Annotated in this window: 13 protein-coding genes; 10 read left to right on the top strand and 3 right to left on the bottom strand. The window is 59.3% G+C overall.

Going from position 1 to position 15,202, the window contains the following annotated elements; genetic code table 11:
• Nucleotides 1-186 precede the first annotated feature (186 nt).
• The 3 genes from gcvP to H9Q10_RS03785 all read left to right on the top strand — a co-directional run bounded on the left by gcvP (nt 187) and on the right by H9Q10_RS03785 (nt 3,908).
• A complete protein-coding gene (gene gcvP, locus H9Q10_RS03795; protein WP_197902693.1) occupies nt 187-3,039 on the top strand; it encodes an aminomethyl-transferring glycine dehydrogenase in 2,853 nt (950 codons plus the stop codon).
• Nucleotides 3,040-3,192: 153 nt separating this feature from the next.
• Nucleotides 3,193-3,480 carry a putative quinol monooxygenase gene (locus H9Q10_RS03790; RefSeq protein WP_067592925.1) on the top strand — a complete coding sequence of 96 codons (288 nt, stop codon included), beginning with the start codon at nt 3,193-3,195 and terminating at the stop codon, nt 3,478-3,480.
• Between the two features lie 182 nt (nt 3,481-3,662).
• Nucleotides 3,663-3,908: a CsbD family protein gene (locus H9Q10_RS03785; protein ID WP_197902692.1), complete on the top strand. Its 246-nt coding sequence runs from the start codon at nt 3,663-3,665 to the stop codon at nt 3,906-3,908.
• Nucleotides 3,909-3,999: 91 nt separating this feature from the next.
• On the opposite strand, the gene H9Q10_RS03780 is transcribed toward H9Q10_RS03785, so the two are convergent.
• Together H9Q10_RS03780 and H9Q10_RS03775 are read right to left on the bottom strand one after the other, a co-directional pair.
• Nucleotides 4,000-6,243 carry a TonB-dependent siderophore receptor gene (locus H9Q10_RS03780; RefSeq protein ID WP_197902691.1) on the bottom strand — a complete coding sequence of 748 codons (2,244 nt, stop codon included), beginning with the start codon at nt 6,241-6,243 and terminating at the stop codon, nt 4,000-4,002.
• A gap of 361 nt (nt 6,244-6,604) precedes the next feature.
• Entirely contained in the window at nt 6,605-7,705 is a 1,101-nt protein-coding gene (locus H9Q10_RS03775) for an anhydro-N-acetylmuramic acid kinase (protein ID WP_197902690.1), read from the bottom strand.
• Nucleotides 7,706-8,027: 322 nt separating this feature from the next.
• Here H9Q10_RS03775 and H9Q10_RS12295 point away from each other — a divergent pair, with 322 nt between their 5' ends.
• The 7 genes from H9Q10_RS12295 to H9Q10_RS03740 all read left to right on the top strand — a co-directional run bounded on the left by H9Q10_RS12295 (nt 8,028) and on the right by H9Q10_RS03740 (nt 13,483).
• Nucleotides 8,028-8,399 carry an SDR family NAD(P)-dependent oxidoreductase gene (locus H9Q10_RS12295; RefSeq protein WP_197902689.1) on the top strand — a complete coding sequence of 124 codons (372 nt, stop codon included), beginning with the start codon at nt 8,028-8,030 and terminating at the stop codon, nt 8,397-8,399.
• Entirely contained in the window at nt 8,288-8,848 is a 561-nt protein-coding gene (locus tag H9Q10_RS03765; RefSeq protein ID WP_197902688.1) for an SDR family oxidoreductase, read from the top strand. Before H9Q10_RS12295 ends, H9Q10_RS03765 begins: the two co-directional genes overlap by 112 nt.
• Nucleotides 8,849-9,013: 165 nt before the next feature.
• On the top strand, nt 9,014-9,859 hold the full coding sequence (locus H9Q10_RS03760) for a formylglycine-generating enzyme family protein (protein WP_197902687.1): 846 nt from the start codon (nt 9,014-9,016) through the stop codon (nt 9,857-9,859).
• Nucleotides 9,860-10,219: 360 nt separating this feature from the next.
• Nucleotides 10,220-10,744, top strand: a complete 525-nt coding sequence (locus tag H9Q10_RS03755; protein WP_197902686.1) for an SMI1/KNR4 family protein — start codon at nt 10,220-10,222, stop codon at nt 10,742-10,744.
• Nucleotides 10,745-11,010: 266 nt separating this feature from the next.
• Entirely contained in the window at nt 11,011-11,712 is a 702-nt protein-coding gene (locus H9Q10_RS03750) for a class I SAM-dependent methyltransferase (RefSeq protein WP_197902685.1), read from the top strand.
• A gap of 77 nt (nt 11,713-11,789) precedes the next feature.
• The gene (gene argH / locus H9Q10_RS03745) at nt 11,790-13,178 is read left to right on the top strand and encodes an argininosuccinate lyase (RefSeq protein ID WP_197902684.1); all 1,389 of its coding nucleotides are present in this window, start codon (nt 11,790-11,792) and stop codon (nt 13,176-13,178) included.
• A complete protein-coding gene (locus H9Q10_RS03740; protein ID WP_238480125.1) occupies nt 13,175-13,483 on the top strand; it encodes a hypothetical protein in 309 nt (102 codons plus the stop codon). Before argH ends, H9Q10_RS03740 begins: the two co-directional genes overlap by 4 nt.
• Before the next feature lie 89 nt (nt 13,484-13,572).
• Here the strand turns inward: H9Q10_RS03740 and ubiB are convergent, their stop codons facing one another.
• A complete protein-coding gene (ubiB, locus tag H9Q10_RS03735) occupies nt 13,573-15,075 on the bottom strand; it encodes a ubiquinone biosynthesis regulatory protein kinase UbiB (protein ID WP_197902683.1) in 1,503 nt (500 codons plus the stop codon).
• Between the last annotated feature and the right edge of the window lie 127 nt (nt 15,076-15,202).

The raw sequence follows: 15,202 nt of genomic DNA, 5'->3' as shown, positions 1-15,202 counted from the left end.
AACAACCCACACCCCCGCACGGCACAAAATGCCACGCCCAAACGGTTTATTAAACTTATCATGACCCAACACAAAATATTTCCCCCCGCCGCCCGCCGCAGCTGGTCCGTTTTGCGCTACAATGTTAACCGTCTGTTCCAATCCCCCTCCATCTCAACCCTGAGTCAGTAGAAAGGATGCAGAAACATGAAGTTTAACGAACTCTTCCACGGCAACGACTTTGTCGGACGCCACCTCAGCCTGCCCGACCGAGCCGCACTCCTGGCCGCACTGGGCGAAAAAGACATCGACAGCTTCCTGAAAAACACCGTGCCGCACAACGTGCGCATGCCCGGCACCATCAAGCTGCCCGAAGCCCTGAGCGAAGCCGAAGCCTTGGGCAAACTCAAAGGCATCGCCGCCGAAAACCGCATCAACAAAAGCTACATCGGGCTGGGCTACTACCCCACCCGCCTGCCCAACGTCATCCTGCGCAACGTACTGGAAAACCCGGGCTGGTACACCGCCTACACCCCCTATCAGGCCGAAATCTCGCAAGGCCGCCTCGAAGCCCTGCTAAACTTCCAGCAAGTGTGCCTCGACCTCACCGGCTTCGAACTGGCCGGCGCCTCCCTGCTGGACGAAGCCACTGCCGCCGCAGAAGCCATGGCCATGGCGCGCCGCGTGGGCAAATCCAAATCCAACCAATTCTTTGTGGACGAGCGCGTGTACCCGCAAACGCTCGACGTCATCAAAACCCGCGCCAAATTCTTCGGCTTCGAGCTGGTGGTCGGTAATTTCGACACCGCACGCAACGGCGAATACTTCGGCGCCCTGTTCCAATATGTGGGCAAAGACGGCGACGTGGCCGACCTGGCCGACGTGATTGCCGCTGTGAAAGCCAAAGGCGCAATTGTGGCCGTGGCGGCCGACATCATGAGCCTCGTACTCTTGAAAGCGCCGGCAGAATTGGGTGCCGACATCGCCTTGGGCAGCACCCAGCGCTTCGGCATCCCGATGGGCTTCGGCGGTCCGCACGCCGCTTATTTCGCCTTCAAAGACAAAGATAAACGCTCCGCCCCCGGCCGCATCATCGGCGTATCCGTGGATGCCAAAGGCAAACCGGCGCTGCGTATGGCTTTGCAAACCCGCGAACAGCATATCCGCCGCGAAAAAGCCAATTCCAATATCTGTACCTCGCAGGTATTGCTGGCCAACCTCGCCGGCATGTATGCCGTGTATCACGGCCCCGAAGGTGTAAAACGCATCGCCTGCCGCATCCACGCGCTGGCCTCCGCCTTTGCCGACGTGTTGCAGGCAGCCGGCTGCAAGGTGCTCCATTCCGTGTTCTTCGACACCGTGGCCGTAGATTTCGGCGGCAAGGCCCAGGCCGACGCCGTGTATCAGAAAGCGCTGGACAAAGGCTACAACCTGCTGCGCATCGGCGATCAGGTGCTGGCCGCCGCCTTCAGCGAAACCTCCACTGCCGAAGAATTTGCCCAGCTGGCCGAACTCTTCACCGGCAAGGCTGCCGCCCTGCCCGAAAACGCCCCGGCCAGCAGGCTACCTGAAAAACTCCAGCGCCAAGGCGACATCCTGCAACACCCCGTGTTCAACAGCTACCACACCGAACACGAAATGCTGCGCTACCTGAAAAAACTGGAAGAACGCGACCTGGCCATGAACCGCAGCATGATTTCGCTCGGCTCCTGCACCATGAAGCTGAACGCCACCAGCGAGATGATTCCCATCACCTGGCCCGAGTTCACCGAAATCCACCCCTTCGCCCCGCGCGAGCAGGCTCAAGGCTACCTGAAAATGATTCACGGCCTGCAAGAGCAGCTCAAAGCCGTAACCGGGTTTGACGCCGTCTGCATCCAGCCCAATTCCGGCGCGCAAGGCGAATACACCGGCATGATCACCATCCGCCGCTACCACGAAGCGCAAGGCCACCCCGAGCGCAACGTGTGCCTGATTCCGCGTTCCGCCCACGGCACCAACCCCGCCACCGCCCACATGGCCGGCATGCAGATTGTGATTGTGGACACCGACGAACACGGCAACGTAGACATCACCGACCTCAAAGCCAAAGCCGAGCAGCACAAAGACACCCTCGGCGCGCTGATGATCACCTATCCCTCCACCCACGGCGTGTATGAAGAAGGCATCCGCGACATCTGCCGCATCATCCACGAAAACGGCGGCCAGGTGTACATGGACGGCGCCAACATGAACGCCCAAGTCGGCATCATGCAACCCGCCGAAGTGGGCGCCGACGTGCTGCACATGAATCTGCACAAAACCTTCTGCGTTCCGCACGGCGGCGGCGGCCCCGGCATGGGCCCCATCGGCCTCAAAGCCCACCTCGCCCCCTACGCCCCGAGCCACGCAGTCGCCCCCGTGGAAGGCTTCACGCCCGGCATGAGCGCCGTGGCCGCCGCCCCGTATGGTTCCGCCAGCATCCTGCCGATTACTTGGATGTACATCAGCATGATGGGCGCCGACGGCCTGCGCCGCGCCACAGAAACCGCGCTGCTCAACGCCAACTACGTGGCCAAACAGCTCTCCGCCGACTACCCCGTGCTCTACACCGGCAAAAACGGCCGCGTGGCGCACGAGTGCATCATCGACCTGCGCCCGCTCAAAGCCGAAAGCGGCATCACCGAGCTGGACATCGCCAAACGCCTGATGGACTACGGCTTCCATTCGCCCACCATGTCCTTCCCCGTGGTCGGCACGCTGATGATCGAGCCCACCGAGAGCGAAAGCAAGGCCGAGCTCGACCGCTTCATCGCCGCCATGAAGCAGATCAAGCAGGAAGCGCTCAAAGTACAGCGCGGCGAATGGCCGAAAGACGATAACCCGCTGGTGAACGCCCCCCACACCGCCGCCGACGTAACCGGCGAGTGGAACCGGGCCTACAGCCGCGAAGAAGCCGTTTATCCGCTGCCCTATGTGCGCGAAAACAAATTCTGGCCGAGCGTGAACCGCATCGACGACGTATACGGCGACCGCCACCTCGTCTGCTCCTGCCCGAGCATCGAGCACTATGAAGGCTAATCAGCCCTAACCGCACAGGCTACCTGAAAACATCCGCTTCAACGGAGTGCAAACACGCTCCGCCAATTTCTGCGAAGCGAAAAACCATTTGCAATATTTTCAGGTAGCCTGTATTTTGCCTTCCCTTTTCCAACCACCATCAAGGAGACATCCATGATTACCGTAGTAGCCCAATTCGAAGTCAAACCCGCCCAGCTCGACGCCTTCCTCAAGCATTGCGACGAGCTGATTGCCGAAACCCGCAAAGAAAACGGCTGCCTCTCCTACCACCTCTACCAAAACACCCAGCAGCCCAACCAAGTGAGCTTCATCGAGCTGTGGCAAAACCAAGCCGTACTCGACACCCATTCCGCCTCCGCCCACTTCACCCGCATCGTGCCCATCCTGGTGGAAGCCTGCGAAAAACCGCCCGTGATCCAGCTCTACACCCAGATTAAGTAAGCACCCCTGCCAAACCAAAGGCTACCTGAAAACTGCAACACGGTTTTCAGGTAGCCTTTGGTTTGCGGGGCAACGCGCGCATCCAAAGCAAACCGTAAAGCCGCGTTAATCGGTTTTACGCCGCCGCCCGCACAGTTTATATTAAGCGCTCCCATCCACACTCATTACTAAGGAGTATCAGCATGAGCAATTTTGACGAAATCGTAGGTAAAGTGAAGAAAGAAGTGGGCGATGCCGTGGGCAGCGGCAAGCTGCAAGCCGAAGGCCTGATTCAGGAAGGCGTGGGCAAAGCCAAAGAGGCCATTGCCGACGTGGAAAAACAGGCCGCCGAAGTGCTGGAGAAAGGCAAGAAATCCGCCGAAGAGCTGGTGAGCGAAGCCAAAGGCAAAGCCGAAGGCTTAATCAACGACATCAAAGGCAAGTTCTAAGCCGCCAGCCCGTATAAAAGGCTACCTGAAAACCTCAGCTTCTTTGCGGAAGCGGGTTTCAGGTAGCCTTTTTGTTGCCTAAGCGTTTGCCTTACAGCTTCCAATCAAGCTTAAGCATGATGTTGCGCGGTTCGCCAAAGAAGTTGTTGATACCACGAGTGCGCACACGATTGTTTTCGTAATAGCGCTTGTCGGTCAGGTTGGTGCCGATCAGGCTCAGCTTAATGTGGTCGTTGAACTCGTACTGCACGTTGGCATTCCACAAGGCATAGCCGCCCTGGGTGCTGCTTTGCAAGGTGCCGGTATACAGATTGCCGGTTTTACTCTGCGCGCTCACACCGCCGCCGATTGTCCACCTGCGTTCACCGAACGGCAGACGGTAGCTGGTATAAAGCCGGAACATATGCTTCGGCGTCCAGCTGTTGTAGTTGGCGCCTTCTTGGAAATATGCCTGCGAGCCTTCGGTTGTGCGGTATTTGCTGGTGTTGAACGTATAGCCGGCAAAGATTTTCCAGTTTTCGTTAAGGCTACCTGAAATTTCGGCATCAAAACCGTGGCTTTGGATGCGCCCCAACGGAATGTTGTAGTAACGGCCGGTATAGGGGCTGCGGTCGGCGGAACCGATGGAACGGTTTTTCTGGATAATGTGGAACAGCGCCAGTGCGGTATTGAGGCTGTTGTCACCGAACCAGTCGGCCTTCCAGCCCACTTCGATATTGGTACCGGTCATTGGGCTCAGGGGCTTACCCACCGCATCTCTCGCACTCAGGTGCGGATTGAAAATTTGAGTGTAGCTGGCATACAGGCTGTGGTTGGGAGTGATGTCCCAAGTCAGGCCGAAATAAGGAACGAAGCGGTTTTTGGTTTTGTAGTTGGGCTCGTAAGTCCATACGCCGCTCGTACCGGCATAGCGGTCGTGATAATCGCTCTTCCAGCGGGTGTAGCGTGTGCCGGCAATCAGGTGCAGGTTATCTAGAATATTAAAGCGCGTGCCGGCAGCAATGCCCTGCGTGGTCAGGGTGTAATCCTCATATTCGTGAAAACGGTAAGGGCCGGTGTTGAAATCAGGATAGACAATGTTGTGGTGGAAGTCATAGGCGTTGAAATTGGCGGTGCTTGTGTGCTGGCGCCAGTGGGCGTGCAGTTTTTCGCGGGTATGGTTCAGGGTAACGAATACATCATGTTCGCGATTAAGCAGCCTGTATTTGCCGACCAAGTTGGCTTGGAGGCCGAATTGGGAGCCGTTGTTGTCCATGCGCGTGTCACGGCCGCTCACCGCCAGCGTGCCGTCTGCCGGCAGGCCGGTATACGTAGTGGCAGTATTGCCCAAAGCCGCCCATTCGGTCATGTAGCGGGATTTCGTGTAATTGACTTTGCCGGTCAGTTTCCAGTCTTCGTTGAAGCGGTATTCCACTTCACCGAATAAATTGAGCTTGCTGGTTTCCTCTGTGTTCCAGTCGGCACCCAGGAAAGTTTTGCGCGAGAAACCGGCATCACGGCCACCCAATGCCATCGGCACACCGTAGCGGTCGGGAACGGAATGCTCGTTTTGATAGGTGGCACTGATGGTGGCTTTGGTGTTTTCGCCAAGGTCGGCATCCAATACGCCGTAGAGAACGTATTTTCGGCCATCCACTACATCTTTGAATGAGTCGCTGCGTTCGGCTGCCACCACGGCGCGGCCGCGCACGGTACGGGCTTCGTTGAGTGCGCCGGAGAAATCACCCACGCCGCGCACGCTGCCGAACCGATCAGCACTGATGCTGGCGCTGGCCTGCCTCATAGAAGTCGGACGTTTGCGCACTACATTGATGGTGCCGCCCGGTTCGCCGTTGCCTTGAGTCAGGCCGGTCGCACCGCGCACCACTTCGATGTGGTCGTAAATTGCCAAATCAGTTTGGCTGTGCGGATCGGCATTGGTGTTCAACATCGAGCCGCTCACCGTTACCGCCATGCCGTCTTCTTCAATGCGGTTGATATAGAAGCCGCGCGACTGGAAGCGGAAGCGGTTGCTGTCGCGGAACACATTCACGCCGGTGGTGGTTTTCAGCGCGTCTTCGATGCGGCTGATATTTTGGTCGTCCAACTGGGTCTTGGTAATCACGCTCACCGATTGCGGCGTTTCCTTGGGCGACAGAGCCAGGCCGGTGGTGGTGCGCATGGCGGAGGTGGTGTAGCTGTTTCTGTTTTCGGTGCGGGTGCTACGGTTGCGCGAGGTAACTTGGATGGTTTCCAGCTCGGCCGTATTAGCGGGTTCGGTGCTTTGGTCGGCCCAGGCCGGTGCGGCGGCAGCCAGCAGGGCGGCGATGAGGCTGAGTTTGAACGGTTGCTGCATGATTTTCCCTTTAAATTAAATAGAATAGATAAAGCAATACAGATAGCGCGGCGCATTATAAACGTTTGCAAAACCATGCAAATAGATTTAATTCTTATTACCTGCCAGACTGTCGATAAATAACCACAGCCGCCGCCAAGGTTATTTGGCACCTGACAATCTACCCGCACTCAATTTATTGTTATTTAAATGCTTATACATTCATCCGTTTGCAACTAAGGCTACCTGAAATATCTGCCGGCGATTTTTCAGGTAGCCTTAAAACGTATCCGTGGCGATGCTTGTTGCGCCCAAATTTTCAGGTAGCCTCCCGCACACGGCAGAGGCTACCTGAAAACTTGTGTGCCCGCAAAACAACCTTTCACGCGCAATGCCAGGCGCCGAGAATATATGGCCGGGCGGCACCGGTGGCGGCGTGCGGGTTGCCGGGTTGGCGGTGGAGGCGGCAGGCGGCGAGCCAGGCGAAGGCAGCGGCTTCCACCCATTGCGGCGGCAGGGCGAGCTCGTTGGTGTCGGCGGTGCGGATGCCGAAGGCGGCGAGCCGTTCGGCGATCTCGCCCATCAGCACGGGGTTGAACACACCACCACCGCAGGCGAACACTTCGCGCGCATCGGTGGCGTGCGCGGCAATGGCGTCGGCAATGGTTTGCGCGGTGAAGGCATTGAGCGTGCGCACGATGTGGGGCGGGCCGTAGTGAGGTTTCAGGTAGCCTTGCAGCCAGCCATAGGAAAAAAGATCGCGGCCGGTGCTTTTGGGCGGGGTGCGGCGGAAATAGGGGTGCTCAAGCAGGGTGTGCAGTAGCTCGGGAATGACGCGCCCTGTGCGGGCAAGCTCGCCGTTGCGGTCGCAATCTTGGCCGAAATGCTGCTGCATATAGGCATCGGCCAGCATATTGCCGGGGCCGGTGTCGAAGCCGTGCGGGGGTGTGCCGGGCTGCAGCACGCTGATGTTGGCGATGCCGCCGATGTTGAGCACCACGCGGCTGTGCTCGGGGCTGCCGAACACGGCCTGGTGGAAGGCGGGCACCAGTGGGGCGCCCTGCCCGCCGCCGGCCATGTCGCGGCGGCGGAAATCGCCGACGGTGTCGATGCCGGTGAGCTCGGCCAGGAGCGGCAGGTTGATGAGCTGCACGGTGTAGCTGTGCTCGGGGGCGTGGCGGATAGTTTGGCCGTGCGCGCCGATGGCGGCAATATCGCCGGGGGCAAGCTTTTGCTGCGCGAGCAGGCCGTGCACGGCTTGGGCGTTGAGCCGCGCCAGCTCTTGCGCCAGCATTTCGCTGCGGTGGATTTCATTGGCGCCGGCATCTTGCAGCGCGAGCAGGCGTTGGCGCAAATCGCTGCCGTAGGGCACGGAAAAGTGGCCGAGCGCGCCCTGCCAGCGCGTGCCGTCGAGCGCGGCCAACACGGCGTCCACGCCGTCCATGCTGGTGCCGGACATCAGGCCGATGTAGTGTTGGGTCATGGTGTGGCAAATGATTGGTGGGTGGGAGAACGGCGGCATTATATAGCGAACGGCGGCGGCTTTCAGGTAGCCCCACCTATTAGGGGCTACCTGAAAACATCAGCTTCGGCAAAATGAAAACGGAGTGCCTGAAGCAGGCGGGCTTGCCGCCACGCGAAATTTAACGCTGCAATGCAGCCAAAACCTGGTTTTCCTTTTTCAGGTAGCCTTGATTCGTGAACCGCACTCATAAGCCTAAGTACTCGATACGGCTTAATCCCGTGCCGCCACCGGCGTAGAATGCACCCATTCCCTCCATCACTCAAACCCAAGGAGCAGAAAAATGCCCCAAAAACAAGTAACCGTACTCGTCGGTTCGGGCGCCATCGGCGTCGCCATCGCCCGCCGCGTGTCCGTTGGCCGCGAACTGGTGCTGGCCGACCTGAAACCGGAAAACGCCGAACGCCAGGCCGAAGAACTGCGTAACGCCGGATATAGCGTACACACCGTCGCCTGCGACGTGTCCAACCGCGAAGCCATCCGCAACGTGGTGGATTTTGCCGCCAAACTGGGCGAATCACCCGCGTCATCAACACCGCCGGCGTGTCGCCCTCGCAGGCATCCGCCGCACTGCTGTTCAAGGTGGATTTGTACGGCACGGCGGTTTTGCTGGAAGAGTTCGGCAAGGTCATCGCGCGCGGCGGCAGCGCGGTGATGATTGGTTCGCAGTCGTCGCACCGCTTGGAGCCGCTCACGGTGGAACAAAACCGCGCCCTCGCGCTCACGCCCGCCGAAGAACTGCTGGATTTGCCGTTTATCAAAGGGGTGGACGACAGCCTGCGCGCCTACCAGCTCTCCAAACGCGGCAACGCCCTGCGCGTGGCGGCACAGGCGGTGGAATGGGGCAAACGCGGCGCGCGCGTGAACTGCATCAGCGCGGGCATCATCCACACGCCGCTGGCCAACGACGAACTGAACGGCGAACGCAAAGACTTCTACCGCGCCATGCTCGCCGCCCTGCCGGTGGGACGCGGCGGCACGCCCGACGAAATCGCCAATCTGGCCGAGCTGATGATGGACGAGCGCGGCGCGTACATCACCGGCAGCGATTTCTTAATCGACGGCGGCGCGACGGCGAAGTTTTGGTGGGGCGCAGAAGAGTAAGCCTGCCAACATAAAGGCTACCTGAAAGTGCAGCTTCAACGAAGTGGACCGATGTCTTGCGAAGCAAGGTGGAGTTTCTGCGAAGCTAAAACGAAATCCTGATTTCCCCATTACCCGCAATTTTCAGGTAGCCCAACCAAAAACCACCAATCGGGAACCCCAACCATGCAACTCAAACCCATCCTCCTTGCTGCCGCCCCGCTGCTGCTCCTGTCCTCCTGCGCTGAAAGTGCGCCCGCAGAAGCCGATCGTGTTTCTGCCAGTTCAGCCGTTTCCGCTCCTGTCCCTGCCGCGCCCGTCCGCACCATCACCAATTCCTTGGGGATGAAGTTCGCCGCCATTCCCGCCGGCACGTTCCAAATGGGTTCGGCCGAAGCCGCCGCCGACGCCCGCGAAAAACCACAGCACGCGGAAACCGTCCAAGCCTTTTATCTGGGCGTGTACGAAATCACCCAGGCCGACTGGCAGCGCGTGTTGGGCGAAAACCCGTACAGCCGCAACCGTTCCAACCCCTATTACAACCTGCCCGGCATGGCCGCGCGCATCACCAAGCCGAACCATCCCGCCACCGTGTCGTGGAACGACGCACAGGAATTCATCGCCGCGCTCAACCGCCAAGACACGCGCTACCGCTACCGCCTGCCCACCGAAGCCGAGTGGGAATACGCTGCCCGCGCGGGTACGCAGAGCCGCTATTTTTTCGGCGACGACGACAGCCGTTTAAGCGGTTACGCCTGGTACGGCGGCAACTTCGCCACCGGCGGCACGCACCCCGTCGGACAGAAGCAGCCCAACCCGTGGGGCCTGTACGACATTTACGGCAACGCGTGGGAATGGGTGCAGGACGCGTACCGCCCCAGTTACGATCACGCGGCAACAACGCAAAAAACCGTACGCGGCGGCAGCTGGCACAGCACCGCCGACGGCTGGCACAGCGCGTGGCGCAAACCGTATGACGCGGACTATCGCGGCATCAGCATCGGATTTCGTTTGGTGGCAGAGGAGAAATAGGCCGTTCGCGCCGCCAAAGGCTACCTGAAAGCGCAGCTTCAACGTAGTTAAAACGATATTTCGGCGCAGCCGAAGCTGAGTTTCTGCGAAGCTAAAACATTTTCCAAACCACCCGACTGCTTTTCAGCTAACCTCCAATCCTTCGCCAAACCCCATCGACAAGCGGATTGGGGAACTTCTGATACCCAGCCGCAGCAAAAGCCGCAAAATTCGCCATCAATCCTTATCCGCTTCCCATTCATCACGCCTTGCCTTACCATTGCCCATCTTTTTCAGGTAGCCCCTGCCGCACAGAAGGCTACCTGAAAATATCCGCTCCGGCACAGCCGAATTTGAAACACCCTCCGCAAAAGGCTCCCCATGCAAACCCTCCTCCGGCGCATCCTCACCCAGCTCAAAGCGCTTCAACAGCAATATCCCGCCGCCGTAGACGAACTCGGACTCAACTACACCCTCAATCCCGGCGCCACCGATGCCGATTTCGCCCAGCTTGAGCAAACCCTAGGCTTCCCCCTGCCTGAAGACTTCAAAGCCCTCTACCGCGCCGCCAATGGCGAAAACGGCATCGCCGGCATACTGATCGACGAAGAATGGCTGTCGATTGAACGCATTACCCAAGAATACAAAGTTTGGAAAACCCTGTTTGACGACGGCAGTTTCCAACACGGCAACGGCACCGATTTCGGCTGTACCCCCGAACACCCCGGCATCAAACCCGATTTCTGGTGGAATCCCAAATGGATCCCGCTCACCGCCGACGGTGGCGGCAACGGCAACATGATCGACCTCGACCCCGCCCCGAGCGGCACCGCCGGGCAAATCATCCGCATGTGGCACGACAGCCCCGAACGCAGCCTCGAAGCCCCTCCCTGCATGCCCTGTTAGAACAGTTCGCGCAAGGCCTGGAAAGCGGGCAATACCTGCTCCATGAAGATTACGGCTTGATTTCCCAATCGGAATTCAAAGAACTGGAGCAACACAAATCACAGCCCACCTGAAGAATCATCCGCATCAACATTTTCAGGTAGCCTTCAAATAGCGACATCAAGGCTACCTGAAAACATAAATTTCTATGCAGCCAAAAATATCCGCTTCAGCCAAATTCAAATAAGCCACGCAAGCTTCCCCAAAACCCAACCCCAAAACACACCATGAACCACACCATCCAAACCCAATTCAACGCCACCTCCGCCCGCTACGACAGCCAGCGCCGCGCCCTTATCCCCTGCTTCGACCTGTTCTACCAAACCGCCGCCGGGCTGGCCGAAAGCGTGCCAAACGTGCGCCGCGTGCTCGACCTCGGCGCGGGCACCGGGCTGATGAGCGCGTTTGTGTACGAACGCCGCCCCGAAGCCGAATTTGTCCTCGCCGACATCTCCATGCAGATGCTCGCCAAAGCCCGCGAACGCTTCCACGGCCTGCCGAATTTCCGCTTTATCAAACAAGACCTCACGCAGCTCGAACCGTGCGAAAGGCTACCTGAAAACCGCTTCGACCTCATCATCTCCGCCCTCGCCATCCATCATCTGAGCGGCACGCAAAAGCAAACCCTGTTCCGCCAAATCGCCCGCCTGCTCGCCCCGCACGGCCGCTTCATCAACGCCGACCAGGTGCTGGGCGAAACCCCCGAAGCCGAAGCCGCCTACACCCAAGCCTGGCGGCAACACGTCCTGCGCCATCCCGGCCTATCCGAAGCCGACAAAACCGCCGCCTTCGAGCGCATCAAGCTCGACCGCATGAGCAAGCGCTCCGAGCAGTTCCAATGGCTGCACGAAGCCGGCTTGCAGCCTGCACTGTATTTCCAGCATTACAATTTTGTCGTGTTCGCCGCAGATAAAGGGAAGGCTGCCTGAAAACCTGTTTCTCGTTTTTCAGGTAGCCTTTCCGCCCAAACCGTATAATCACCCTGTTTTCAACCAAAGGAATCCCCATGACCGACAACAAAACCTGGTCCGGCCGCTTCAACGAGCCTGTGTCCGAACTCGTCAAACAATACACCGGCTCGATCGGTTTCGACCAACGCCTCGCCCGCTGGGACATCCAAGGCTCGCTCGCCCACGCGCAGATGCTGCACGAAGCAGGCGTGCTTTCCGCGCAGGATTTGGCCGATATTCAGCGCGGCATGGCCGAAATCCAGGCCGAAATCGATTCAGGCAGCCTGCAATGGTCGCTCGATTTGGAAGACGTGCACATGAACATCGAACGCCGTCTCACCGGCAAAATCGGCGATGCGGGCAAACGCCTGCACACCGGCCGCAGCCGCAACGACCAGGTCGCCACCGACATCCGCCTGTGGCTGCGCGACGAAATTGCCGTCATCCGCACGCTCATCCAAGACGTGCAGGCTGCCTTGCTGGATTTGGCCGAAGCCAACGCCGCCACCGTCATGCCCGGCTTCACGCATTTACAGGTAGCCCAGCCCGTCAGCTTCGGCCACCACCTGCTCGCCTATGTGGAAATGCTCGGTCGCGACAGCGAACGCATGGCCGACTGCCGCCGCCGCACCAACCGAATGCCCTTGGGCGCGGCCGCGCTGGCGGGAACCACCTTCCCCATCCGCCGCGAGCGCACCGCCGAATTGCTCGGCTTCGAGCAAATCTGCCAAAACTCGCTGGATGCCGTGTCCGACCGCGATTTCGCCATTGAGTTCACCGCCGCCGCATCGCTGGTGATGGTGCATTTGAGCCGCCTGTCGGAAGAGCTGATTTTGTGGATGTCGCCGCGCTTCGGCTTTATCGACATCGCCGACCGCTTCTGCACCGGTTCGTCCATCATGCCGCAGAAGAAAAACCCCGACGTGCCGGAACTGGTGCGCGGCAAATCGGGGCGCGTCATCGGCCACCTTACCGGACTGATTCTGCTAATGAAATCGCAGCCACTGGCCTACAACAAAGACAATCAGGAAGACAAAGAGCCGCTGTTTGACACGGTGGACACGCTCATCGACACGCTGCGGATTTACGCCGACATGATGCGCGGCATCACCGTGAAGCCCGAAAATATGCGCGCCGCCGTGCTGCAAGGCTTCGCCACCGCCACCGATTTGGCCGATTATCTGGTAAAAAAAGGCCTGCCCTTCCGCGATTCGCACGAAGCGGTTGCACTAGCCGTGCGCCACGCCGAACAGGCAGGCTGCGGCTTGGAAGACCTGCCGCTGGCCGTGCTGCAAGGCTTCAGCCCGCTGATTGAAAACGATGTGTACCAAGTGCTCACCCCCGAAGGCAGCCTGAACGCCCGCAACCACTTGGGCGGCACCGCGCCGGAGCAGGTGAGGTTGCAGGTGGCGCGCTGGCGCGGATTGTTGGAGAAACAGGCTTGACCCGTATTTTTCAGGTAGCCTCAATCCTGGCTCTATCCGCTTGCGGTATGCTGGGTTTGAGCTCGCCTTGGAACGAACGCTGCCCCGAGCCGACAAACACACGCAATGGCAATTTAGTGCTTGAAGACGGGCGTACTTTGAAATGCCAAATCCGTGCGTACACCCGTTATCTCGGTTGCAGCGAGAGGTTTACCAATCCCCAAGGTGATGACGGCTTGGCCTGCACCGACGGCGAAGGTAAAGGCGTGATCTTTTTCTTCCACCCAAACGGCGTGCTGAAAAGCCACGAATTTTTGCAGAAATAAATGACCGCAACACAAAAGGCTACCTGAAAACATCCCGCCCATGCGGCAGATATTTTTCAGGTAGCCTCTTTCCCTATTTTAATCAATCCCTAATCCAACAGCACCATCAGCAGCAACACCAGCGCAATCAGCGCCAGCCACATATTCTGCCGCTGCTGGGTGCGTACCAGGTGCAGATAGGCGTCGCGCATTTCCTGCTGGCGCGCTTCGTCTACCAGCATATTCAGTTTGCGCGGCAGGGCGGGCAGGATTTCCGCCCAATCCGGCGCTTCCTGCTTTAGGTTGCGCCACAGCGCCTTCACGCCCACCTGCTCGTGCATCCAGTCCACCAAAAACGGCTTGGCCGTGGCCCACAAATCCAGCTGCGGGTCGAGCTGCCTGCCCAGCCCTTCGATATTGAGCAGGGTTTTTTGCAGCAACACCAGCTGCGGCTGAATCTGCACATTGAAGCGGCGGCTGGTTTCAAACAGGCGCATCAGCACCAGGCCGAAGGAAATCTCGGCCAAAGGCTTGTTGAAAAACGGCTCGCACACGGCGCGCACCGCCGCTTCCAATTCTTCCGGCCGCGTATCCGCCGGCACCCAGCCGCTTTCGATGTGCGCCGTGGCCACGCGGTGGTAGTCGCGGTTGAAGAAGGCGAGGAAATTGATGGCGAGGTAGCGCTTGTCGTAATCTGTGAGGCTGCCCACGATGCCGAAATCCAGCGCGATGTAGCGGCCTTCATCGTCCACCAGGATATTGCCCGGGTGCATATCGGCATGAAAAAAGCCGTGTTTGAATACTTGGGTGAAGAAAATCTCTACGCCGTAGCGCGCCAGCCGCTGCAAATCGATGCCGCGCCGCTTGAGTGTGTCGATATCCGCAATTGGCGTGCCGCTCATCCACTGCATGGTCATCACGCTTTCGCTGCAATAATCGTAATACACCTGCGGCACGCGCAGCATGGTGCTGCCGCTGAAATTGCGCCCGATCTGGCTGGCGTTGGCGGCTTCGCGCAGCAGGTCGAGCTCGTCGTGCAGATATTTGTCGAACTCGGCCACCACTTCGCGCGGACGCAGGCGTTTGCCGTCCGGCAGCAGCCTTTCCAGCAGCCGCGCCGCAGTGCGCATCAGCGCCAAATCCTGCTCGATTACCGGCTCCAAGCCCGGCCGCAACACCTTCACCGCCACGTCTTCGCCGCCGAACAGCCGTGCGCGGTGCACTTGCGCCACCGAAGCCGCGGCCACCGGCTCGGCTTCAAACTCGGCATAAATCTCTTCCACCGGCCGCCCGAGCGAGCGCTCAATCTGCTGCCGCGCCAAATCCGCATCGAAGGGCGGCACTTTGTCTTGCAGGCGGCTCAATTCCAGCGCATAGGCTGCCGGCAGCAAATCCGGCCGCGTGGAGAGCACCTGCCCGAGTTTCACGAAAATCGGCCCCAGGCTCTCCAACGCCAGCCGCACGCGCACCGGCAGCGGCGTATCCCGCATTTTGCGCGAACGCGGCAACAGCCGCAGCAGCCAATGCGCCCTGCCCCGCGCGGCCAAAAGCTCGGCCAGCCCGAAGCGGTACACGGTTTTCATGATCACAGCCAAGCGGCCAAGCCATTTCATAGCGGAAATCCGGAATGTGGGAAGGGAGGCGATTATAAAACAAAAGCCTGCGGCGGGGCAGCAGGCAGTGGGAATGGAAGCGGGATGATTTTTCAGGTAGCCTGCGGCATGCGCATCAGGCTACCTA

It is taken from the genome of Eikenella glucosivorans (assembly GCF_016025525.2).
Lineage (GTDB): Bacteria > Pseudomonadota > Gammaproteobacteria > Burkholderiales > Neisseriaceae > Eikenella > Eikenella glucosivorans.
This window is presented reverse-complemented; position numbering and strand designations above follow the sequence as displayed.

What these genes read in the sequence shown, in the direction of transcription:
- gcvP (WP_197902693.1), top strand. Translation starts at nt 187, where the DNA reads ATGAAGTTTAACGAACTCTTCCACGGCAACGACTTTGTCGGACGCCAC.
- H9Q10_RS03790 (WP_067592925.1), top strand. Translation starts at nt 3,193, where the DNA reads ATGATTACCGTAGTAGCCCAATTCGAAGTCAAACCCGCCCAGCTCGAC.
- H9Q10_RS03785 (WP_197902692.1), top strand. Translation starts at nt 3,663, where the DNA reads ATGAGCAATTTTGACGAAATCGTAGGTAAAGTGAAGAAAGAAGTGGGC.
- H9Q10_RS03780 (WP_197902691.1), bottom strand. Translation starts at nt 6,243, where the DNA reads ATGCAGCAACCGTTCAAACTCAGCCTCATCGCCGCCCTGCTGGCTGCC.
- H9Q10_RS03775 (WP_197902690.1), bottom strand. Translation starts at nt 7,705, where the DNA reads ATGACCCAACACTACATCGGCCTGATGTCCGGCACCAGCATGGACGGC.
- H9Q10_RS12295 (WP_197902689.1), top strand. Translation starts at nt 8,028, where the DNA reads ATGCCCCAAAAACAAGTAACCGTACTCGTCGGTTCGGGCGCCATCGGC.
- H9Q10_RS03760 (WP_197902687.1), top strand. Translation starts at nt 9,014, where the DNA reads ATGCAACTCAAACCCATCCTCCTTGCTGCCGCCCCGCTGCTGCTCCTG.
- H9Q10_RS03755 (WP_197902686.1), top strand. Translation starts at nt 10,220, where the DNA reads ATGCAAACCCTCCTCCGGCGCATCCTCACCCAGCTCAAAGCGCTTCAA.
- H9Q10_RS03750 (WP_197902685.1), top strand. Translation starts at nt 11,011, where the DNA reads ATGAACCACACCATCCAAACCCAATTCAACGCCACCTCCGCCCGCTAC.
- argH (WP_197902684.1), top strand. Translation starts at nt 11,790, where the DNA reads ATGACCGACAACAAAACCTGGTCCGGCCGCTTCAACGAGCCTGTGTCC.
- ubiB (WP_197902683.1), bottom strand. Translation starts at nt 15,075, where the DNA reads ATGAAATGGCTTGGCCGCTTGGCTGTGATCATGAAAACCGTGTACCGC.